The sequence below is a fragment of the Hymenobacter sp. DG25B genome (genome assembly GCF_000801315.1).
Classification (GTDB): domain Bacteria; phylum Bacteroidota; class Bacteroidia; order Cytophagales; family Hymenobacteraceae; genus Hymenobacter.
The window spans coordinates 3,448,920-3,471,364 of record NZ_CP010054.1; the positions used below are offsets into that span (position 1 = coordinate 3,448,920).

The 22,445-nt window shown below is 56.9% G+C and carries 20 protein-coding genes and 1 pseudogene; 11 read left to right on the forward strand and 10 right to left on the reverse strand.

Annotated elements, in window-relative coordinates; genetic code table 11:
- Positions 1-11: 11 nt before the first annotated feature.
- Together PK28_RS19230 and PK28_RS14760 are read right to left on the reverse strand one after the other, a co-directional pair.
- Positions 12-626 (reverse strand): T9SS type A sorting domain-containing protein, encoded by a 615-nt coding sequence (locus PK28_RS19230; protein WP_048826107.1) that lies wholly within the window; start codon positions 624-626, stop codon positions 12-14.
- Positions 627-868: 242 nt separating this feature from the next.
- Positions 869-1,660: a biotin--[acetyl-CoA-carboxylase] ligase gene (locus PK28_RS14760; protein ID WP_082017141.1), complete on the reverse strand. Its 792-nt coding sequence runs from the start codon at positions 1,658-1,660 to the stop codon at positions 869-871.
- 15 nt (positions 1,661-1,675) lie between these two features.
- Here PK28_RS14760 and rsfS point away from each other — a divergent pair, with 15 nt between their 5' ends.
- Positions 1,676-2,062, forward strand: coding sequence for a ribosome silencing factor (rsfS, locus tag PK28_RS14765; protein ID WP_044515131.1), 387 nt, complete (start codon positions 1,676-1,678; stop codon positions 2,060-2,062).
- An 88-nt stretch (positions 2,063-2,150) separates the two neighbouring features.
- A complete protein-coding gene (gene ftsH / locus PK28_RS14770) occupies positions 2,151-4,268 on the forward strand; it encodes an ATP-dependent zinc metalloprotease FtsH (RefSeq protein ID WP_044515134.1) in 2,118 nt (705 codons plus the stop codon).
- A 93-nt stretch (positions 4,269-4,361) separates the two neighbouring features.
- Here the strand turns inward: ftsH and PK28_RS14775 are convergent, their stop codons facing one another.
- The 3 genes from PK28_RS14775 to PK28_RS14785 form a co-directional block, all read right to left on the reverse strand.
- The gene (locus PK28_RS14775) at positions 4,362-4,796 is read right to left on the reverse strand and encodes a hypothetical protein (protein ID WP_156126416.1); all 435 of its coding nucleotides are present in this window, start codon (positions 4,794-4,796) and stop codon (positions 4,362-4,364) included.
- A 139-nt stretch (positions 4,797-4,935) separates the two neighbouring features.
- Entirely contained in the window at positions 4,936-6,042 is a 1,107-nt protein-coding gene (locus tag PK28_RS14780) for a hypothetical protein (protein WP_156126417.1), read from the reverse strand.
- A 101-nt stretch (positions 6,043-6,143) separates the two neighbouring features.
- On the reverse strand, positions 6,144-7,142 hold the full coding sequence (locus PK28_RS14785; RefSeq protein WP_052430573.1) for an alkaline phosphatase family protein: 999 nt from the start codon (positions 7,140-7,142) through the stop codon (positions 6,144-6,146).
- A 161-nt stretch (positions 7,143-7,303) separates the two neighbouring features.
- Between PK28_RS14785 and PK28_RS14790 the strand changes: the two genes are divergently transcribed.
- The 6 genes and pseudogenes from PK28_RS14790 (at position 7,304) to PK28_RS14815 (ending at position 13,848) form a co-directional block, all read left to right on the forward strand.
- The gene (locus PK28_RS14790) at positions 7,304-7,960 is read left to right on the forward strand and encodes a LutC/YkgG family protein (RefSeq protein WP_044515139.1); all 657 of its coding nucleotides are present in this window, start codon (positions 7,304-7,306) and stop codon (positions 7,958-7,960) included.
- Positions 7,935-8,720 (forward strand): UDP-2,3-diacylglucosamine diphosphatase, encoded by a 786-nt coding sequence (locus PK28_RS14795; protein WP_044515142.1) that lies wholly within the window; start codon positions 7,935-7,937, stop codon positions 8,718-8,720. Before PK28_RS14790 ends, PK28_RS14795 begins: the two co-directional genes overlap by 26 nt.
- The gene (locus PK28_RS14800) at positions 8,677-9,633 is read left to right on the forward strand and encodes a hypothetical protein (protein ID WP_156126418.1); all 957 of its coding nucleotides are present in this window, start codon (positions 8,677-8,679) and stop codon (positions 9,631-9,633) included. The genes PK28_RS14795 and PK28_RS14800 overlap by 44 nt, the downstream gene beginning before the upstream one ends.
- A gap of 217 nt (positions 9,634-9,850) precedes the next feature.
- Positions 9,851-11,010 (forward strand): annotated as a pseudogene (locus PK28_RS14805) (zinc-dependent alcohol dehydrogenase).
- A gap of 190 nt (positions 11,011-11,200) precedes the next feature.
- Positions 11,201-12,514, forward strand: a complete 1,314-nt coding sequence (locus PK28_RS14810; protein WP_082017142.1) for a S8 family serine peptidase — start codon at positions 11,201-11,203, stop codon at positions 12,512-12,514.
- Positions 12,412-13,848 (forward strand): T9SS type A sorting domain-containing protein, encoded by a 1,437-nt coding sequence (locus PK28_RS14815; protein ID WP_156126419.1) that lies wholly within the window; start codon positions 12,412-12,414, stop codon positions 13,846-13,848. The genes PK28_RS14810 and PK28_RS14815 overlap by 103 nt, the downstream gene beginning before the upstream one ends.
- A 64-nt stretch (positions 13,849-13,912) precedes the next feature.
- On the opposite strand, the gene PK28_RS14820 is transcribed toward PK28_RS14815, so the two are convergent.
- Complete coding sequence (locus PK28_RS14820) at positions 13,913-14,716, reverse strand: M57 family metalloprotease (protein ID WP_044515148.1); 804 nt, start codon at positions 14,714-14,716, stop codon at positions 13,913-13,915.
- Positions 14,717-14,944: 228 nt separating this feature from the next.
- Positions 14,945-15,748, reverse strand: coding sequence for a M57 family metalloprotease (locus PK28_RS14825; RefSeq protein ID WP_044517292.1), 804 nt, complete (start codon positions 15,746-15,748; stop codon positions 14,945-14,947).
- A 309-nt stretch (positions 15,749-16,057) separates the two neighbouring features.
- Between PK28_RS14825 and PK28_RS14830 the strand changes: the two genes are divergently transcribed.
- Both PK28_RS14830 and PK28_RS14835 read left to right on the forward strand, forming a co-directional pair.
- Complete coding sequence (locus PK28_RS14830; RefSeq protein ID WP_044515150.1) at positions 16,058-17,578, forward strand: PSP1 domain-containing protein; 1,521 nt, start codon at positions 16,058-16,060, stop codon at positions 17,576-17,578.
- Complete coding sequence (locus PK28_RS14835) at positions 17,575-18,078, forward strand: gliding motility lipoprotein GldH (protein ID WP_044515152.1); 504 nt, start codon at positions 17,575-17,577, stop codon at positions 18,076-18,078. Before PK28_RS14830 ends, PK28_RS14835 begins: the two co-directional genes overlap by 4 nt.
- Before the next feature lie 165 nt (positions 18,079-18,243).
- On the opposite strand, the gene PK28_RS14840 is transcribed toward PK28_RS14835, so the two are convergent.
- Positions 18,244-18,435 carry a cold-shock protein gene (locus PK28_RS14840; RefSeq protein WP_044515154.1) on the reverse strand — a complete coding sequence of 64 codons (192 nt, stop codon included), beginning with the start codon at positions 18,433-18,435 and terminating at the stop codon, positions 18,244-18,246.
- Positions 18,436-18,826: 391 nt separating this feature from the next.
- Between PK28_RS14840 and PK28_RS14845 the strand changes: the two genes are divergently transcribed.
- Complete coding sequence (locus tag PK28_RS14845) at positions 18,827-20,269, forward strand: hypothetical protein (protein ID WP_156126420.1); 1,443 nt, start codon at positions 18,827-18,829, stop codon at positions 20,267-20,269.
- Between the two features lie 73 nt (positions 20,270-20,342).
- Here the strand turns inward: PK28_RS14845 and PK28_RS14850 are convergent, their stop codons facing one another.
- Entirely contained in the window at positions 20,343-21,233 is an 891-nt protein-coding gene (locus tag PK28_RS14850) for an SDR family oxidoreductase (protein WP_044515158.1), read from the reverse strand.
- Between the two features lie 90 nt (positions 21,234-21,323).
- The gene (locus PK28_RS14855) at positions 21,324-22,211 is read right to left on the reverse strand and encodes a hypothetical protein (RefSeq protein WP_048826111.1); all 888 of its coding nucleotides are present in this window, start codon (positions 22,209-22,211) and stop codon (positions 21,324-21,326) included.
- Positions 22,212-22,445 lie beyond the last annotated feature (234 nt).

Consider the following 22,445-nt stretch of genomic DNA (forward strand, 5'->3'; position numbering starts at 1 on the left):
AGAAAAACGGGTTAGTTCTGCAGAATCAGGCGCTTGGTGCCCACTACCTTATCGTTCAGGACCAGATTGCAGATGTACATCCCGGCCGGCAGATCAGAAAGATTCAGGGGCAGGCCGGCATCCGTTAGCTCCGGCTTCAGGGTAATGGCGCGCACCTCGCGGCCAATAATGTTGGAAATCCGCAGCTTGTAGTCGGCTCCTGGCTTCTGGTTAACCGTGAGCATTACCATGCCCCGGGAAGGGTTGGGATACAGGGTGAGAACCGGCGCGGTCAGCTTAGCACCTATTACCGGGGTAGCCGCATTTACGGTGATGGTGCCAAACATACCATTTCCGGGGCTGCCGTGCAGGGTGCAGTGGTAGCCATACACACCAGCGGTGGCCAGCGTGCGGGAAGCGGTGGGAGTAGCCGAGGCCATGGTGAAGGCCGCAAAAGCACTGTTATCCGACACCACCGGGTGGGTGCCCGATTCCCACTCAAATTTCACCTCGTCGCCGGGGTTAATGGTGAGAAACTGCGGATCAAACGCAAAGTTCCTGACCTTCACCGTATGGCTGGCGGCCACTGCTGCCAGCTGCGCCAGTAACAAGGTTGCGGCAATACAAAACTTAGTAAAGGTTTTCATGGCTTAGGGGACAAAGGATGAAAGGACAAATACACCGGCTCTGCTCCTTGTCCTGGGGCGAGCCGTCTATAGTCTATGACAAGCACCGTGCCTGACTTTGCCGGCCGGTTTCTAACTACCAGATACCATTCTTCTGGCAACCGTTGCACCAGGGTCACAGCTTATATTCTCCGCTGCAGCCTTCTATTAGAACAATCGAATATTAAAGCAAAAGGGTTGCCTTCCTCCGAAAAAATAAGCGGCTACTGGCAGAACTTTATTTCCTGCATCCCAAAGCTTTGCAGCTGTCCGTTTATTTCCACCACCAGCCGGCCGGTTTCCTCCACGCTCACTATCTGCCCGGTGAGCCGCCGGCCCTCTACTTCAAAATGATGCCATTCCTGAAAGCGGTACAGCACCTGTAAATAGGCGTGGCGCAGGGCCTCGGTCTGGCCGGAGCGCAGCTGCAGATACCGGCGCTCCAGGCATTCCAACAGGCGCTCGGCCAGGGCGGGCAAGGCGTAGTGCCGGCCCGTAAGGCGGGCCAGGGAGGTAGCCGTGGGCACCCCAAATTCCAATTGATTAATATTTATTCCAATCCCTACAATACTGGATTGAATTCCTACGCTGCTAAGTGTGTTCTCAATGAGAATACCGCCCAGCTTCTGGTCGTGGTAATACACATCGTTGGGCCACTTCAGGCGCAGGGCCGGATCTGGTCCCAGCACCGTGGAAACCCAGTCCAGTACGGCCAAGGCAACGGCCATACTCAGCTGAAACTGACGCGAGGCGGCCAGAAACGTAGGTCGCCACACCACCGACAAGGTTAAGTTCTCGCCGGGGGCAGCTTCCCAGCTATTGCCTCGCTGCCCGCGGCCGGCGGTCTGTTTGTCTGTTATGACGGTACAGCCCTCCGTGGCGCGGCTTTTGAGAAGTAATTGTTGCGCCTCCGTGTTCGTGGAGGCACATTCGGCCAGCCAAATCACTTGCTGGCCCGTGAAGAGGGTTTTGGGGGATAGTGCCTCCACCTGATTTTCGCTACTTTGTACGTTCAAACCTAATAATACCACATGAAAAGTACCCTGATTCGGCAGGATTCGGACAGATTGGCAGAAGTAGTAGTACGCGGCATGCAGGAAAAGAAAGCTGCCGATATCGTGGTACTCGACCTGAAAGACCTTAAAAATGCGGTGGCCGATTACTTCGTGATTTGCTCCGCCTCCTCCGATACGCAGCTGGATGCCATTGCCCGCTCAGTAGAAGAAGAAGTTGAAAAGCTCACCGGCCAGAGCCCCTGGCAAACGGAAGGTCGCATGCAGCGCGAATGGGTGCTGCTGGACTATGTGGACGTGGTAGTGCACATTTTCCTGCGCGACCGGCGCCAGTTCTACGCGCTGGAAGAGCTGTGGGGCGATGCCAATATTAAATATGTGGAGGAAGCTACCTCCGCCGTTTAAAGTAAAAAGCCGTTGGCTGCGTCTCTGCAACAAACCCGCTCATGGTGGGTTTAGCCTTTGATTTTTGTTTTAGCCTTTTTGCTTATCCATGTCTGATAAGACTCCTTTAAAAAAGAAAAAACCTTTGCTGCCCACCCCGCCCCCGCGGCCGGGTATGCAGCTATGGGTACTGGCCGGTTTGGTGGTGTTCATCTTTGGGCTGCTGTATTTCAACCGAAGCAATTCGGCTATTGAGACCACGCAGCAGAAGTTTGAGCAAATGCTGCTGGCCGGTGATGTAAGCCGCCTCACTCTGGTTAATGACCGGGCCGTGGAGGTAACCCTCAAACCAACCGCTGTTCGTAAGCCGGAATATCAGGCGGAACTGCAGCGTCGCGGCATGCTGGCCATTGATGCCGGCCCGCAGTATACCTTCCGGGTTATTGATGGCAAGTCTTTCAAGGAAGACTACGACAAGCTGCGCGCTACCATTCCCCGGGAGCAGCAGGTAGGCCTGGAGGTAGATACCCGCCAGGGCTACGGTGAGTTTATCACCAGCTGGGGCTTCATGATTATTCTGATTGTGGCATTCTGGTTCCTGATGCGCCGTATGGGCGGCGGAGCCGGACCAGGCGGTCAGATCTTCAACATTGGCAAAAGCCGCGCTGCCCTCTTCGAAGGTGGTGATAAGGTGAAGGTGACGTTTAAGGACGTGGCCGGCCTGGAAGAAGCTAAAGAGGAGGTAGAAGAAATTGTGGAGTTCCTCCGCAACCCTTCTAAGTTCACGGTGCTCGGTGGTAAAATTCCGAAGGGCGCTTTGCTGGTAGGCCCTCCCGGCACCGGTAAAACCCTTATGGCCAAAGCCGTAGCCGGCGAAGCTGATGTTCCCTTCTTCTCCCTGTCAGGTTCCGACTTTGTGGAGATGTTTGTGGGCGTGGGCGCGGCCCGGGTACGGGACTTGTTTAAGCAGGCTAAAGCCAAAGCGCCGTGTATCATCTTCATTGATGAGATTGACGCTATTGGCCGCAGCCGCAGCCGCGGCAACATGCCTGGTGGCAACGACGAACGGGAAAACACGCTAAACTCGCTGCTGGTGGAAATGGATGGTTTCGGTACCGACTCCGGGGTTATTATCCTGGCCGCTACCAACCGCCCCGATACCCTGGACTCCGCTTTGCTACGTCCCGGTCGCTTCGACCGGCAGATCAGCATTGACAAGCCAGACATCAACGGCCGCACGCAGATTTTCACGGTGCACCTCAAGCCCTTGACGCTGGGCCCTGATGTGGATGCCCGCAAACTGGCGGCGCAAACCCCTGGGTTTGCCGGTGCTGAAATTGCCAACGTCTGCAACGAAGCCGCCCTCATTGCCGCCCGCCGCGACAAGAAGATGGTGACTATGCAGGATTTCACCGATGCCGTGGACCGCGTAATCGGGGGCCTCGAGAAGAAAAACAAAATCATCAGCCCCGGTGAGAAGCGTATTGTGGCTTACCACGAAGCCGGCCACGCCATTGCCGGCTGGTTCCTGGAGCACGCTGACCCGTTGGTGAAGGTGAGCATTGTACCCCGCGGCGTGGCCGCGCTGGGCTACGCGCAGTACCTCCCCCGCGAGCAGTTCCTATATAACACCGAGCAGCTGACCGACGAAATGTGCATGGCCTTAGGTGGCCGCGCCGCCGAAGAGTTAGTGTTCGGCAAAATATCGACGGGCGCCCTCTCCGACCTGGAGCGGATTACCAAGATGGCCTACAGCATTGTAACCATGTATGGTATGAACGCCAAGCTGGGTAATGTCTCGTTCTATGATTCCAAGGGGCAAAATGAGTACGGCTTCTCTAAGCCTTATTCCGAAGCTACCTCCCAGATGATTGATGAGGAAGTGCGCACCATCATTGAGAATGCCTACATCCGCACCAAGGATTTGCTGACGGAGCGCCGCCACGAGCTGGAAATTATAGCCAAGGAGCTGCTGGAAAAGGAAGTACTGCTGCAGGACGATCTTGAAAGGCTGGTAGGCAAGCGCCCTTACGACACCCAGACCAGCTACCAGGCCCACATGGCCGGCACCGACCGCTCCGAGACGCTGAGCGAGGTGAAAGAAGAGCACCCGGTGGCCTTGGGCAACGATTTGCCCGAAATCAACCTGCCAGGTGTAGATGATAATACCACCGGCTCTAATGGGTCGGCGGAGGTACCCAGCGGCACTACCGTTACGCCGGTTTAGCCTTCAGCTTTATAGCAGAAAAGCCAGCCCTGATGGGCTGGCTTTTTTTATGTCCGGGTATTGAAGACGGACGGAACAGAAAGCAATTCTGGCTTACTGCACCGTGTATTCTTTAACGACTACTGCCGGCGAAGAAGCATCCAGCGTTAGGGTTTTGTCGACGCCCCAGGCAACGGAAACCGACTGCCCGCTGGTAAGCGGCTCATCTGTGGTAACGAAAACCCAGAGCTTCTCCCCTTTGGCGCGGTTAGGCAACGTAAAGGTCTTGGCTTCTTTGCCGCCTTTGGTATCCAACCAGTTAATGGAGCCGGACAGCAAGGTTCCCTTTGCGGTCTGGGCTTCGGATTCCGTCGCCGCTACACCGAACATCCCCTGCGTTTCTGAGCCGCTGAGGCCCTTCATGGTAAGGCTGTAATTGATTTCAACCGGGCTGAATGCTCCGTTGGGCGTAGGAGTCGACTCCTCATCACAGCTGGGTAAAGCCACACCTAGCAACGCCAGCATAGCAAGTGGAAATAGACGTTTCATAAGATTCTGAAATAAAATTTTGCTGTAAGATACCAACTATCTGAAATACTATCCGGCCCTACAGCCGGGGCTATACCCATTTGCAACCGGGTAAAAGCCGCTCATGGGTTGAGTGCCGCGACTATACGCAGTACCCCGCCTACTCCAGGCCCTTGATGCTGATGTATTGCTTCTCGTTGCGGCGCCCCACCCGCACAATGCTCCGCTCAAAGTCCTTGGGGCTGTTTAGCGTTTCGTAAAACCCATCCAGAAACCTGATAGCAAACTCTTTTTCGTCCTGGCTGAGGTATTCACAGGAGAGGTATACGTTATTGAAGGCGGCCCGCCGGGCGTTGAAAAGAGTGCGCATTTCCGCGTAAATATCTTCCGGAAAGCTGCCGCCCCGGAAGAGGCGCTGCCGCACCGAGCTAATGCCCAACTGCTCGGGTGGTTCGGCATAGGGCGCCATCACCAGGCCAGTATAATCGAAGTCGTAGGGTACGGGAATGGGCGGGGTACGCCGGTCCAGCATCAGCAGGCGGATATTGTGCCGGTAGGGCACCGACCAGTCCGTGTTGCCGACCATAAACTGGAAGAATGCCAGCTGAGCCATGGCCTGCTGGTCGGTGTTTTCCATGCCAATCGCCAGGCGGTTTGGCACCACGGCAGCCTGGTTGCGCTGCGCCATGGCCTTGGCATCCTCCAGCAAAAATGCCTGGTGCACGGAGCCTTTGCGCTGGCCGTTAGCATCCTGATAAGTCACCCGGCAAAGCCGCGCCCGAAAGCTCATGTCCGTCAGTACATTGTAGAGCTTGTACACCAGGTATTCCCGCAATACATACTTATCCTGCAGGCAATGGGTAGTCAGTTTCAGCTCCTCTACTTGCCCGAAGATGCTGTTTTGCGGCGCGCCCTTGGGAAACCGAATCAGCAGGGGTGGAAACGTACAAACTGTGGGGTCTTTCCGCCGGTGCCCGCGCACTCTCATCAGCACGGGCACAGACTGGGATACCCCCGCTTCATCCTGATAAAGAATGGAGGCCGCATGCCAGCCGGGTTTATCGCCCCGGTCCTTTAAGACCCGATCCAGCGGCAATACCAGCGTAAACGGCTGCTCATTTTCCTTGGTAAAGAAGGTGTTTTCGCCGGGTTTGGCCGGGCTTTGCACCCCACTGGCGTGCTCCTTCTCCGGGCTAATCTGAACTACCCCGGGAGAATACCCCAGTAGTAAGCCGAGGCTGGCGAGTAAGTATAGAACCCGTACCATCACAGCTGGAGGTGGGTTTTTCCGGCGCTTCAGCCGGTTTACGCTGAGGGCAACGTGCCGCAGGGCGGCAAAAATCTGCTCCGCCTTCTCAGGGCGCGAGGCTAAAGCGCTTGGCGCTTGAACATGCTCTGCATGACTTTGCCCTCGCCTTGCGCCATGGGAAAGCCCAACAAATAAGCCACGGTAGCGGGGATGTCTACCAAGGTATGCTGCTCCGTTACAGTCTGGCCCACCCGGAAATCGGGGCCAAGACCCAGCAGACTAATGTGGCGGCAGCCTTCGCAGTTGTCGCCATGGTCTACAAAACCCGTGCTGATGCCGTTGAGGTGGCGGCCATGGTCACTGGTAATGAGCAGGGTGGTGTTGTTTCGGTAGGCCTTGGTTTTGCGCAGGAAATCATAGAGTTGCATTACGTACAAATCGTCTCGTGAAATCCCGCGCAGGTAATAGGCCCAGTTGCCGGCGTGGGCGTAGCCATCGGGCTCCATAAAATTGATGAGCACCAGATTGGGCTTGTACTCCGTCAGAATGTGCTTTACGGCTACCAGGGTCAGGGAATCGGAGCGGTAGCCGCTGCCGGGGCCGCTCACGCCGCAATCCATAGAAGGCATAAACTGGTCTTTCCACTCCGGGTTCAGGGTATTGCCCAGAATATGCAGCTTGTCTTTGCTGGTGATAAGCCAGGCCGCCGTAGCAGGTTTGCCGGTGGCTTTGCGCCAGTATTGAAAGATAGAGGGCTGCTGCGGCAACTCCTCCCCATAGTTATCAATGGGCTGGTTAATGCCCGTGGTGATGGCCACGTGCCCGGAGTTGGTGTAGGTAAAGGCGTTATTATAAAAGTTAGGCAGGAATACGCCCCTGGGCTTCAGGCGCGTAGCCATATTCGGAATCATGCTGGTGCTGTCCCAGGTTTCTGAGTACCGGGGGCCATCAATGACTACAATAATAACGTTGCGGGTTTTGAGCTTCTTTTTGGCCGCCCCCGGGGGCACCGGCGCAAAAGAAAACAGCAGCAAAAGCACAAAGCCCAGGGCATAGTTCAGCCAACCGGTGCCAGAAGAAAGGCGGCCCCGCCGCCCGAAGGTTGCTGGAAAGGGCATGGTGCTAAGTGGAATACCAAGCAGTTCTTGCTTTCGATATTCTACGTTAGCAAATTGACGATGGACGATAAATTCCTAACTATCAATCTATAAAATAACCACCCGTGCTTACCACTTTCCCAACGCGGTGGTGCATGGCCCTACTCTGTTACCTTTGCGCTATGTCTCAGACCTCCCGCGACATTATGCTGCGCCGCATCCGCGAGTCCTTGGCCAAGCCGGCTCCCCTGCCGGCTGCGCCCGACTTCACGGCGCCCCTGCACCCCACTACCGACGAAGACCTGGCTGTGGCCTTTGCCCAAAGCTTCCGGCGGGTGGGCGGCGCGTTTTATTACTGCGAGTCCGTGGAGCATTTCTATGACCAGCTGTTTCTCTATAAAAAGGAGAAGGGCCTGGAGAATTTGTACGTGTGGGAGCCGGAGCTGAAAAAACTGCTCCACGCCGGTGGCCTGGTGTTCAACGGCGACGAAGCCGACTTCCTGCAGAAAGCCGATGCTGCCCTTACCACCTGCGAAGCCCTGGTGGCCCGCACCGGCAGCGTGCTGGTGAGCGGCGCTACCAGCAGCGGCCGGCGCCTGAGCATTTACCCCGAGCAGCACCTGGTTTTTGCCCGCACCTCGCAGGTAGTAACTGATATTGGCGATGCCCTGCAGGGGATGCGCGCCCGCTACGGCGCCGATAAGCTGCCTTCTATGTTTTCCCTGACCACCGGCCCCAGCCGCACGGCCGATATTGAAAAAACCTTGGTTCTCGGGGCGCACGGCCCCCGCGCCATTGCCCTGTTTTTACTGGATGACGCCCCCGAACCGACTGCCTGACCTGGCGCTGCCGCCCGGCCGCAAGGTGTACTTTGCTTCCGATTTTCACCTGGGTGCCCCCGATGCCGCCCGCTCCCTGGAGCGGGAACGGCGCATTGTGCGCTGGCTGGATATGGCTGCCCAGGATGCCGCCGCCATTTACCTGCTGGGCGATATTTTCGACTTCTGGTTTGAGTACAAGCACGCCATTCCGCGCGGCTTTATCCGGCTGCAGGGCAAACTGGCCGAGCTGACGGACGCCGGCCTGCCCGTTACGTTCTTCACCGGCAACCACGATATGTGGATGTTCGACTACTTCACCAAGGAGCTCAATATTCCCATTCTGCGCCACCCCGTTAGCCAGCGCATTGGCGGGCAGGAGTTTCATATTGGGCACGGTGATGGACTAGGACCGAAAGACCATACCTACAAAGTGCTGAAGCGGGTGTTTTCCTCGCCGGTGGCGCAGTGGCTGTTTGCGCGGCTGCACCCTAACTTTGGTATTGGGCTGGCCAACCGCTGGAGCCGCCACAGTCGCCTGCAAAACGCGGCCGCCGATGAGAAGTATTTCGGCGACGAAGAATGGCTGTTGGTGTACTGCCGGGAGCTGGAGCAGCGTTTCCACCACGATTATTACGTATTTGGGCACCGGCACCTGCCGCTGGATGTACCCGTTACGCCCCAGAGCCGCTACGTGAACCTGGGCGAATGGGTCAATTATTGCTCCTACGCGGTATATGATGGCACTGAACTGGCGCTGCAGCATTTTGAGCAGGCATAGTCTGCGGCACACGGCCGGCAAAACCTGGCTGCTGTTGCTGTGCTTTACTTGCCTGCTTTTCCAGGCCAGTGAGGCCCAAACCGGTGTGCCGGCGGCTGCCTCCGTTTCGCCACCCTCCAAAACGGCCCCGGTAGTCAGCAAGCCCGGCCCAAACACCCCCGATAGTCTGGGCTGGACGCTGGTGCGCACCATTCCGTTGGCCGCGCCCGCTCATGCTTCTCTGGACCGGCGCGGCACGCTCTACGTAGCCGATGCGCAGAACAACATTCATCAGTATGCGGCCGATGGGCAGCCACTCAATACCTACTCGGCCCCGCTGCCCGGCCACATTGCCCAACTGGAGGCCTGGAACCTGACCAAGATTCTGGCTTTCTACGACGACCAGCAGCAGATTCTGCTCCTCGACCGTTTCCTGGCCCCCATCACGCAGGTGCATCTCCCCGAGTTCCTTGACGGCCAGATCCGCACCGTCACGCTGGCACCCGACAATAAAATCTGGCTGCTGAATGAGAGTGACCTGACCCTGCGTCAGTTTGACCCCACACCCCAGCGCCTAGTAGCCGCTACCCCGCTGGATGTGCTGCTGGGCCGCACCAAGCCCGATTTCCGGTTTATGCGCCACTATCAAAACAACCTCTATCTGATAGATTATACCAGCGGCATCTACGTGTTCGACAACCTGGGTACCTACCGCAAAAAGCTGCCTTTCCCCGGCCTGAGCTACATAGGGTTCCGCGGCGACGAGCTGTATTATGTAGCCAACGGGGCATTGCATTTCTTCCAGCTTTACACCCTTACCGAGCGAGTGGTACCCCTGCCTGCTGCTTTGGCCAAAGCCACTACGCAAGTGCTGTTTGGCGAGCAATATATTTACCTGCTGCTGCCCAACAGTGTGCAGGTGTATCGACTTTAGGGTAGGTTTCTCTTTCCGCATCACATCAGCAAAAGGCATGGACAAAATTTTGTCCATGCCTTTTCAATTTACTCTCTATCAAATACTTACCTGCCATTATCAGCTTGAAGCCCGCAAACCATCTCAACAATAGCCCGTTATCCAATATCCGCTTCTGAAAATACCTGCTCAGCTCGGGTAAGCGGTTGTCCTATTTCTCTACCTCATCACTATTCGTATGAAAGCACTCGTGTTCCATGGGATGAAAGACGTCCGCGTCGATAACGTACCCGACCCCCAGATCGAAGAATCACGCGACGCCATCATCCGCGTAACCAGTACCGCCATTTGCGGCTCCGACCTGCACCTGTATAACGGTGGGCTCCCGCAACCGGTGCCCATGGTGCTGGGGCACGAGTTTATGGGCATTGTTGAGGAAGTAGGCAAAGGCGTAACCAACCTCAAGCGCGGCGACCGGGTGGTAGTGCCCTTTCCGGTAGCCTGCGGCACCTGCTTTTTCTGCAACCACCAGCTGCCCGGCCACTGCGAAAACTCCAACCCCGAGCATTATGGCCCGGAAGGCGGCGTGCTCACCCAGAAAGGGGGCGGCATGTTTGGCTATACCGATTTGTACGGGGGCTACAATGGCGGCCAGGCCGAGTATGTGCGCGTGCCTTACGCTGATTTTGGCCCGCGCATTATTCCCGATTCCCTCACCGATGAGCAGGCCCTGTTCCTGACGGATATCTTCCCCACCGGCTATTCCAGCATTGACTGGGGCGAAGTGAAAGGCGGCGAGTTTGTGGCCATTTTCGGTTCGGGCCCGGTGGGTATTATGGCGGCTAAATCGGCGTGGCTGCGGGGTGCGGCCCGCGTGGTTATTGTAGACACGCAGAAGTACCGCCTGGACAAAGCCCGGCAAACCGCGAACTGCGAAACCATTCTGTGGGAGTCGCAGAAACAGGTGCTGGAAGAGATTCGCAATATGAGTGAAGGCCGCGGCGCCGATGTGTGCGTGGATGCCGTGGGCTTTGAGCCCGACCGTGACCTGCTGGACCGGGCCAAGGCCGTGGTCAACTTTGAAAAAGGCTCCGTGAAGGTGATGGAAACCTGCATGAGTGCCGTGCGCCGCGGCGGTATTGTATCCGTGCTGGGCGTGTATCCGGCCTACTACGACAACTTCCCCGTGGGTCAGTTCTTTGATAAAGGCATTGTGCTGCGGGGCGGCCAGGCTCCCGTGCACAAGCACATTGATAAGCTGCTGCAGTATGTGATAGATGGCCGCGTGAAGCTGGATGATATCATCACCCACCGCCTGCCCTTACCCAGGCCGCCCACGGCTACGACATCTTCCGCAACAAAAAAGACAACTGCGTGAAGGTGGTGCTCAAACCCTAACCCTGCTTTTGTCTCATTTACTTTTAAAGCAAGACCTGCCGGCTTCGGCAGGTCTTGCTTTTTGCTCGTATGGCAAGCTGTTTTCCTGTCCCGCTCGCCCTTCCACGCAAGAGCCGGCATTTGGCTACATTTGAGATTCGTGCTCTGGCCTGAATGTCTGCTGTTTTTTGCCCGTTAACGTTCCCTGTTCATGCGCCCATCTTTCTGCCGCTCCGCTGTATCATGTTGGTTTTTGGTGCTACTCTGGAGTGGAACAAGTCAGGCGCAAAGCACATCGGCAAACCCGCAGCAAGAGCGGCAGGCCCAGCAGAAACTCGCACCTGGCCTGCGCACACCTACACCCGCTAAGTACCAGCAGTGGCGGGTAAGCGTGCGGGAGCCGCAGCAATTTCGCAGCTGGCTCCGGGAGCATCTGCCCCAGGCCAAACTCAAGAATTTAGGACCTACCGGGCACCTGTATCAAATTTCAAACTTGAAGGCGGATCAGCTAACTGAGCTGGCCGCCAGCCCCTGGGTAGATTTTGTGGATGTACCCAACCGCCGCGCCCATGCGGAGCGCCTCATTCCCTCCTCCGACCTCACTCTAAACACCCTGGCCGCAGTCTGGTACCAGTTTCCGGAACTAACCGGTGCCGGCCTCACCGCTTCTATCAAGGAAGAGGCCTTTGATACTACAGACCTTGACATTCGGGGCCGCTCTCTGCCTTTTTCCCTGATTGGGCACTTTGTCTCGCGCCACGCCACGGAAATGGCTACGCTCATAGCCGGCGCCGGCAATACCGGGCCACAGGGGCGCGGCGCGGCGCGGGCCGCCCGGCTTACCTCTTCTGATTTCGCCAACCTGCTCCCCGACGACCTGGCCGGCCTGCAGGCCGATGAGGTATCGGTGCAAAACCATTCCTACGGCGTGGGGGTGGAAAACTACTATGGCTTGGAGTCTAAAGCTTATGATGAGCAAGCGGCGCAGGCCCCCACACTTCTGCATGTTTTCTCCTCCGGCAATAGCGGCGACCAAACACCCACCGATGGCCCCTATGCCGGCCTGACCGGCGTAGCCAACCTGACCGGCCAGTTTAAGCAGTCGAAGAACACCCTGAGCGTGGGGGCCACCAACGGCATCAGTGAGCTGACGCCGCGCAGCTCCCGCGGCCCGGCCTACGATGGCCGCCTGAAGCCGGAGCTGGTGGCCTACGGCGCCGGGGGCACCTCCGATGCCGCCGCCCTGGTATCGGGGGCGGCCCTGCTGGTGCAGCAGGCCTACCGCGAGCAATATGCGGGCGAGCTGCCTTCCTCGGCGCTGGTAAAAGCCGTGCTTTTAAACTCTGCGGATGATATAGATGCTGCCGGGCCCGATTTCCGGACCGGCTACGGACAGCTGGACGCCCGGGGGCCGTGCAAACCGTGCAGCAGAAACGCCTGTTCAGCGGCACGGCCAGCCAGGCCGCCACCAGTACGTTCACGCTTAACGTTCCGGCCGGCAATGCCCGGCTCAAGTGCACCCTGACCTGGCTGGACCCCGCCGCGGCGGCCAACGCCCCCCAGGCTCTGATCAACGACCTGGACCTGGAGCTCGTGGAAACCTCCACCGGCCGCAAATGGAAGCCCTGGGTGCTCAGCTCCGCCCCCCGCCTTGATTCCCTTAACAAAGCCGCCCGCCGCACTTCCGACCACCTGAATAACGCCGAACAGATTACCCTGGCCGCTCCTCCCGCCGGGCAGTACCAGGTGCTGGTGCGCGGCTATGCCGTAACGGCTGGGCCGCAGCCATTTTACGTGGCCTATGAACTGGAGCCGGCATTCCAGTGGAGCTGGCCCGTGCAGGGCAGTCAGGTGGAAGCTGGCCAGCCTGCTTATGTACGCTGGCAATGGCTTGGGGCCGCCACGCCCGCCATGCTACAATACCGCTACGAAGGCGCTACCACCTGGAATACGGTGGCCACCGACATCAATCTGCAGCAGCAAAGCTACGCCTGGGCCCCACCCGATACCGCCGCGCAGGTTTATCTGCGGCTGCAGGCGGGCAGCCTCAATCTGACTACGGAGCAGTTTATGATAAGCCCGGAGGTGAAGGCCCGCACCGTGTATTATTGCCCCCCGGATGCGCTGCTGGCCTGGCCGGCACTGCCGGGCGTAACCGACTACCAGCTGTATACGCTGCGGGGCGCCTACCTCCAGCCATTGCGGGTTATTTCCGATACGACGCTCCTGGTTTCTGATGCCGACAGCCCCGGCCCCTACTATGCCGTAGCGCCATTGGTACAGGGAAAACCGGGCTTACACAGTCAGCTGCTCAACTACCAGCAGGGCACCAGCTGCTACTTCATATCGTTTCTGCCAAGCCAGCTGGTTACGTCGCAGCCCATCGATTTTGAGGTGTTGCTGGCCAGCACCTACCAGCTAATATCAGCCACACTGGAGCGGCAGGACGCCTCCGGCCGCTATGTAGCGCTGCAAACCATTTCGCCGGTTACCCAGACCCAGCTGCACTTCACCGATGCCTCTCCCATGCTCGGCAGCACTTTGTACCGGGTGCGGCTGCTCACCACCACCGGCCAGGCTATTGACAGCCGCCCGGAACGGGTATTCTCGCTGGCCAGCAAGGACCTGGCCGTTTTCCCCAACCCGGTACAAGCAGGCCAGGTGCTACAAATAGCTACCCCCGATGCCGCCCCTCTGCATTGGTGGCTTTATGATGGTATTGGCAAGCTCCAGCAGGAAAACACCGCAGACGGAGTTATCAACGAGCTCAACACCCGGAATTTAAAGCCTGGCCATTATGTACTGCGCGTGCAAGCCGAGAACGGCCGGCAGTGGACGCGGCATCTAACCATTTATTAACCATAAAACGCCCCGACCTGACGATCGGGGCGTTTTATGGTTAATAAATAACACTTTTTATAGCTTAGTAGAGGTAGCCAAGGGCCGTTATGTCATTCTTATTGAAGTAACGGTTCTGGCCGCTGCCAATGCAGGCCAGCATCCAGGAGCCGGAATCAGGGCCACTAGGCGTACCGGGAATCAGGACAGCACCTACGGAACTGGCGCCTTCATTGGAATAAGCCCCGCCGCAGCTGTAGCTTCGGTCCATGTAATCGGTATGGCGGAAGCCGATGCAGTGGCCTACCTCGTGGGCAATGATAGTCGCCGCATAGTTGATTTGCGCGGTGGTGGAAACCGTGCCGATAGCGCGGGTATTCACTTTCACCGAGTTATACGGATTGCCCCCGGTGGGGAAACCAGCCGAAGCCAGGTAGCTGCCGTTAGCCGTGTTCAGCACAATGTCACCATTAGAGCCGGCCTTCGCAAAGGTCAGTCTCAAGCCCTGCGCATTGTAACGCTTCACCACTTCATCTATCACTGCTGAATAGGAAGCCGGCATTCTTGACGACAGTGAGATTTTAATCGTGCGAGTCCCTGACACCAGGTTAGTAGTGCGATACTGTTCTGCCTCCCCTACGCGCAGCAGCTTACCATTGCTATAAGCTCCGGCCAGGTCGCGGTCCGTCAGGCGAATGTCGCCTTCTACAATGTAGGTATCCCCATCGCGCTGCACATTGTGCGTGCTAAAGCCCAGGGCTTGAATTTTGGCCAGTGCTTCGGGCGAAACCTGGTCTTTGGCTACCTCGGTCTTTTCAGAGCAGGAGGTGAGCAGCAGTGCGGCCAAAGCCAGCACGCCGAGAGTGGAAGAGAAGGCAGTTGTTTTCATAATGATTAGCGTGGATTGGGGTGATGGGAATGAGTGATATTCTTATCTATTTATTATAATATTAAATAAAATCAAAATTAATTTGCATTATTTGGCTAAAATACAAAGTATTAGTTTTTGTCCAACTGCTTTCAAATGTTGTCCTCTAGCAAGAGGCACAAAAAAATACCCTGACCAAATTGGCCAGGGTATCTTCTACTAACTCTGCTTACGCAGCCAAACGGCGGCTTAGTAGAGGTAGTTAAGAGCAGTTACGTCGTTGGCATTGAAGTAACGGTTCTGGCCGCTGCCAATGCAGGCTAGCATCCAGGAGTTGGGGTCAGCAGCCGAAGGCGTGCCGGGAATCAGGATAGCGCCCACGGTGCTGGCACCTTCGTTCGAGTAAGAACCGCCGCAGCTGTAGCTTCGGTCCATATAGTCCGTGTGACGGAAGCCGATGCAGTGACCCACTTCGTGAGCAATGATGGTTGCCGCGTAGTTGATTTGCGCGGTGGTGGAAACCGTGCCGATAGCGCGGGTATTTACTTTCACCGAGTTATACGGATTGCCCCCGGTGGGGAAACCAGCCGAAGCCAGGTAGCTGCCGTTAGCTGTATTCAGCACAATGTTACCATTGGAAGCTACCCGCGAGAAGGTCAGGCTGATGCCCTGCGCATTATAGCGACGTGCTACTTCGTCCAGAACGGCGGCGTACGAAGAAGGCATTTTGTTCGACAAAGAGAGAGTGATGTTGCGAGGACCAGCCACCAGCTCAGTGGTGCGATACTGCTCAGCCTCACCTACGCGCAGGAGCTTGCCGTTGCTGTAAGCACCAGCCAGGTCGCGGTCCGAAAGACGGATGTCACCTTCTACTACGTAAGCATCACCATCACGCTGGATGTTCTGCGTGCTGAAGCCCAGGGCCTGAATTTTGGAAATAGCCTCAGGCGAAACCTGGTCTTTCGCTACTTCGGTCTTCTCAGAGCACGAAGCAAAAACAACGGTAGCCAGCGCCAGAGCGCCCACTTTAGCGGAGAGGAAAGAAAACTTCATCAAAATAGTTGGGGTGAAGGTGAAAATGTAAAAGAGTTTCAAAATGTAGGATTTTGATATACTAGAACAAAATTAATCCCATTCATTTTTGACATAATGACAAAATTTTGTTTATAATATTGTAAACTTGGTATTCCTTAATGCAAAGTACCCCGGGGTTCCTGCTAGCCCGTCTCACTCTGTAAAAGCGGGAGCTACGGGTTTCGGCGGCTGATTTCGGCAGGCAAGCCACCCTTTCCGAAATGCTTATCTTTGTTGAAACCGATTTCGTGCGGCTTCCGGCCGCCTCACTATATATATTCTCAAGCCGTGGCTTGTTCATCTTGTTCTTCCGGTGGGGGTTGCTCCACCACTGCTGCCGGCTGCGGCTCCAAAGGGAGCTGCAGCTCCGGCGGCTGTAACCGCCTCAACGTCTTCGACTGGCTGCAGGACCTGGACCTGCCCGCCGACTTTAAGGGTTTCGACATAGTAGAAATACGATTTAAAGGCGGCCGAAAAGAGTTTTTCCGCAATGCCGAGCACCTGCCCCTGGTTACCGGCGACGCCGTAGTAGTAGAAGCCGCCGGCAATGGCTGGCACCTGGGCCACGTTTCCTTAAAGGGAGAGCTAGTGCGCCTGCAAATGCGCAAAAAGAAAGTCCCGCTTGACTCCAAGGACATCCGCCCCATCCTGCGGGTGGCTACGCCGCAGGACGTGGAGCGCTGGGAAGCCGTGCGCGACCTGGAAACCGGCACTATGTTCCGGGCCCGCTCCGTGGTTGATGAGCTGCGTCTGAAAATGAAGCTCTCCGATGTAGAGTACCAGGCCGACCGCTCGCGCGCTACCTTCTTTTATTCTGCTGAAGACCGGGTGGATTTCCGGGACCTGATTAAGCGCCTGGCCGAAGAGTTTCGGGTGCGGGTAGAAATGCGGCAGATTTCGCTGCGCCATGAGGCCGGCCGCTTGGGCGGTATTGGCTCCTGCGGGCGCGAGCTATGCTGCTCTACCTGGCTCACGGAGTTTAAAAGCGTGAGCACCACGGCCGCCCGCTACCAGAATCTGAGTTTGAACCCGGCCAAGCTTTCCGGGCAGTGCGGCCGCCTCAAGTGCTGCCTTAATTATGAGCTGGATACCTACCTGCAGGCCCTGAAGGATATTCCGCAGGTGCAGCGCGCCCTGCAAACGGAAAAAGGCGACGCCTTCCTGCAGAAGACCGATATCTTTAAAAAGAAGATGTGGTTTGCTTTCCGGGGCGATAATAACTGGGTAATGCTGCCCACGGAGCGGGTGCGCGAAATTCAGGACATGAATAAGCGCGGCGAAAAGCCTGAGTCCCTGCTGCCCCCGGTGACAGAAGAAGAGCGCCAGCCCGAAGTATCGGCCATTGTGGAAGGCAACCTCGACCGCCTCGACGACAAGATAAAAGCCGGCAAGCGCACCAAGCGTAAAAAGAAAAAGCCGGAAGCTTCTTCGGACACTAACACCCATGCCGGCCGTCCGGAACGCTCAGAGCGTTCAGAGCGCCCCGAACGCCAGGAGCGGCCTGCCCGCCCAGAGCGCACGGAACGCCCAGAGCAGGCGCCGGATGCTACGGGCACCGCTGCGGCCGCATCTTCCCGCAGTGATGGTCGCCCCCGGGGGGCGGCCGCTAAGCCGGCCAACCGCCGGCACCGCCCACCACGCCCCTCGGGCGAGGCCGGGGAAAGCCGCCCGGCGCGCCCCGAGGGTGGTACACCGCCCACCGGCGGCGGATCTGAAAACCGCTCTGAGCGCCAGGGTCGCGGGGGCCGGCGCGGCGGGGGCCGCCGCAATGGCGGTGGTCAGGATGCAACACCACCATCTGCTGTATGAATATAAAACCCTCTGCCCTACTGGCCGCCTGGTTTCTGCTGCTGGGCCTGAGTGCCTGCGACCCCAACCAGGTATTCGAAAAAAATATTGATCTGAAGGATACTGCCGGCCAGCCTTATGTATGGGTGGTGCAGGAAAAGCCGACGTTTGAGTTCAATATAACTGATACCACGCAGCGGTATGATGTATACTTCAACGTGCGCAACGCTTCTTCCTACGGCTATTATAATCTGTACATGAAGCACACGCTCACGGCGCCCAACGGGCAGGTATTATCCACGCTGCTGCACCAGATGCTGCTGATGGACCCTAAAACCGGTGAGCCGCGCGGCAAAGGTGCCGGGGATATTTTCGATCATGCGTTTCTGGCCCTGCCGGCGCAGCAGTTTCACCAGGCAGGTACTTATAAGATTACGCTGGAGCAGTACATGCGCCAGGATGCCTTGCCGGGCATTATGTCGGTGGGGGTGCGCGTGGCAAAAAAGGCTACCGCTGAATAACCTTTGTCCTGGTTTCCGGCTGCTTCAGTTGCCACGCAAAAAGCCCCTCTTCTGAGTAGAAGAGGGGCTTTTTATTTTATGGCCCTTTTATTCTCTGGAAAAAAAATCCCGCCCCCTGAAATACAGGAGGCGGGAACAGGCAATAGGCGTATCAGAAATCAGGAGCTAGATGCGCTCTACTTTCACGGCGTTCAGGCCTTTTTTGCCATCAATGACATCAAAGGAAACCCGGTCGTTTTCCCGGATTTCGTGCACCAGACCGGTCTGGTGAACAAAGATTTCCTGCGAATTCTCATCCTGAATGATGAATCCAAACCCTTTGGACTCATTAAAGAATTTGACTTTGCCCGTTTTCATAATGGCGTTGGTTGTAGGTAAATTAGGCGGTAAAGCTACTGTTTATTATGAGTTAAGTTCAAGTCTGGCGAGAATTATACTGTTTAGCTCGTGCTTGTTGCAAGCAATATTATCCACAAACTCCTATATAGTCAAGCTTTTATCCCAAGAAGTTACACAGTTTTTAGGTGGTGATAATTGAACTAGGGCTTTTTAGGAGCGTATAGGTAAAGTATTATAATTTCTTTTTCCCACCCTAAAAACTAGCTTTATGAACAACGACCCTAAAAATCAGAGTGGCAATTCCCCTTCGTCTGACTCGTCAGCGAAAAGCTCTACTGGTATCGGTGGTACTGGCATGGGCAGTAGCATGAGTTCAGGTACTTCTTCTGGTACTGGCAGTACTTCTTCTATGGGCTCTTCTTCCTCTATGGGCACCGGCTCCACCCCCGGTGGTATGGGAAGTACCAGCGGAAGCATGCAGTCTGGTAGCAACGCTAATAAAACCTCGGGTTCATCTGCTATGAGTGCAGGCGGTACTGATAAATCAAAGACCGGTAGCCAGGCGGGCAAAACCACTTCGGCAAAAGCCACGGATACCAAGCGTAGTACCAGCAGTAGTAGCAAGCCCACGGGCTCGGCCAGCACCTCTGGTACTTCGCGCACCGGGTCGTCTACTGCCAAAAAATCCTCCTCTTCCTCTACTTCTTCGCGCTCGTCTAAAGGCTCGCAGGATATGGTGGGAGGCCAGCAGGAGAATCAGCAGAACAGCGGCAACTACGGTGGCAACTTTGGCAACAGCATGGAAGGCAGCTACCAGGACCGTGACCGGAACGAGAATATGCAGAGCGGCGCCGGCCGGGGCGAGTTTGGCAGCCATGGTTACGGCAACACGCAAGGTGGCTACGGCAACCAGTACCGCGAGAACGACCGCAACTACGGCGACAACCGTGGTGGCTACTACGGTAGCAACCAGCCCGCCGGCGGCTACAGCCAGCACTCCAGCTCTTACCAGGATTATGACGGCCGCGGCAACATGAACCCAGGCAATATGCACCAGGGGAATATGAACCAAGGCAACATGAACCAGAGCAACATGCAGGGCGGCTATGGCCAGCGCGACAGCTACGGCTATCAGGAACGCGGCTACCAGCAGGACTACAACCGCCAAGGCAACTATGGCGGCAGCCGCATGCAGGATGACCAGCAGCGCTGGGGCGGCGGCAGCAGCAGCCACCTGAACGACAATGGCTCGCGCCAGGGTCGCGACCGGGGCTACAGCGAGGACTACGGCCGCTCTTCCACGAACAGTGGTATGAGCAGCAGCATGAACCGCGGCAGCAACTGGATGAGCGACCAGGACCGCAATAGCCAGGGCATGAACCATGGCTACGACCAGGGCCGTAGCAGCTTTGGCAACCAGTACCGCAACCAGAACGAGGACTATCGTCCTTCGCAGGGCAGCGGCAACCGCCACAATGAGTGGGACTCCCAGCAGCAGCACCAGAACCGGAATGAGTACGGCAGCCGGGACCGGAACGAGCGCAACTACCGCGGCTACTCCGACCGGCCCAGCGACCAGTACGAATCCCGCAGTGGCTACAGCAATTCCAACTATGGTGGTAGCTCCCGCGAAGGCTTCGGCTCCCGGGGCGGTTCTTATAATGACGAGTATTCCTCTGGTAACCGCGACATGCGCGGTGGCTCTCCTTCCCGCGGCGATTATGACAGCTACAGCCAGAGCCGCAACTACGGCTCCGACCGTCGCTCGCAGTATCGCAGCCAGCAAGATGATGACAGCGACTATGGCTCGGCCCCGCGCCGCAACCGCGGCCGCGATGATGAAGACCGCTAAGCGGTAGCTACCGTTCAGCAAAAAAGGCTCCTCACACTATGTGAGGAGCCTTTTTGTTGGCCTTCAATGTAAATTATGATGCGGGTGAGAACTGTGGGTGAAAGTCCTGCGCAAACTGCTGAAATGTGTGCGGCGCCCGCCCCGTGAGGTCCTGCACGGTGCTGGTAACAGCCGCTGCGTAGCCGGCCTTGCCAATGCTATGCAGCTCCAGCATGCCATCCACCATCCAGGCGGGCATTTGCGCTTCCTGCATACCCTGGCGGGCGGCTGCTTCCGGTACATCTACATACTGCACGGGCCGGCCCGTGGCCTGGCTAATGGCCTGGGCCGCCTCGGCTACGCTCAGGGCCTGCGGTCCGGTAAGGGTATAGGATTTGCCGTAGTGCTGCTGCTCATCCTGGGCGGTGAGAATGGTGGCGGCCACGGAAGCAATATCGCGCACATCTACGTAGCTGATTTTGCCCTCGCCCAGTGGCAGATAGATACGGCCTTCCTCCCGGATAGCGTCGCCATAATACACCAGGAAGTTCTGCATAAAGCTGTTGGGGCGCAGCAGGGTATAGGCCAAGCCGCTCTGCTCAATATACTGCTCGGCAGCGCGGTGCCAGCGCCCCAGCAAAATGCCCGGCTCCTGCTCGGCGCCCAGCACAGACAGACGCAGAATGTATCGTACGCCGGCCTGGCGGGCAGCATCTACCAGCTGCTTGGTTTCCTCCACCTGATGCTCATCAAACGGCGTAATCAATACTACTTTGTCTACGCCGGTAAGGGCTACTACCAAGGTTTGCGGATCGGCAAAATCCATTTCCACCAACTGCACGGCAGGATTAAGCGTCTTCAGCCGGTCGCCTTTAATGAGGGAGTGCACCCCGGCGCGTACGGTAACCCCACAGTTAGACAGGGCCTTCACAACTTCGGAGCCCACGGTGCCGGTAGCCCCGGTAACCAGAATGGTGTGCGACATAATAGTGCTTGGCTAGAGATGAACAGAGGTTTTGGTTAGCAGCTTAACAGCTGAGATGGCCATAAGGCTATACGCAGGGCCGCGGTTAAGCTAAGGCATGGCTACATCAGGGCGGCGCTTCACGTGAAAAAGCCGGCCTTTCTCATTGCTGATGACAAAATCCTGATTGCTGAGGTAGACCAGCCCTTCGGCCTGCCCGGTTTTTTCCACCGGCAGGCAATATTTTTTACCCTGAAAGAGGCGGCGTCCCGGCTCGCCCTCAAACAGGTACACGTTGCCGTAGCCAAGCAGCGCTACCTGTCGGCCATCGGGGCTGATATCGGCGGCGGTAATCCAGCTGCTGATGCGGATGCTGTCGGCCAGCGTGGCCACGTAGTTTCCGGGGCGGGCGGGCAGCACGTATTCTTTCACCCACTTGCCCTCGCCGCGGTTTTTGGTGAACAGATACAGGGAATCGTTGTGGTAGAAAAAGGCTTCGCAGTCGAAATTGCGGTTTGGCTTTTTCGGAGGGAACAGCTTCTGATCGGGGTAGCGGAAGGAAATGGTATCCACCTTCTTGAAATCGGAGGGGTGCAGGCGGTAAATGCGCAGGTCGCGGCGCTTGTTGCCGTTGTTGCCGAAATCACCAATAAACAAATAGCCGCGCTTTCGGTCCTGGGCCAGATCTTCCCAATCTATATTATTGGCATCGGGGATGCGCTGGCGCTGGAGCAGGTCGCCCTGCGCGGTTACTTTATAAAGAATGGAGGTATTGCCGCCGTCGCCGTGCGTCCATAAGTCGCCGTTATCGTTTACCAGGGCCAGGCCGGAGCTTTCCACCACGTCGTCCCGGTGCATCAGGCCCGCCTTTTTTACTTCATAGGATGCCGTTACTTTCTCAAACTTGCCATAGCCGGTATCAGAGCTGCAGCCGCACATCAACGCGTGCAGAAAAAAGGCAAGCGGAGCCAGCCGGTCGCGCAGATAAAAGAAGAGCATAAACGCGGTTTTAGTCTCACCATGCAGGAGCCCAGCTTCGCGCCAGACTCTCCTCGCCCAACCATACGCAGTTAGTTGAATTTTGTCACGATTTATCACAGCAAAACGTCTAATCCGTTTTTACCCTAGTGGCCGGCCGCATCCTCCCTCCTACTTTCAAATAACTGGTGAAGCACTGACTACCAAAGGGCCACGGCAGAACCAAGCCGCTCTGAACGCCTTCCTCCAACAGCC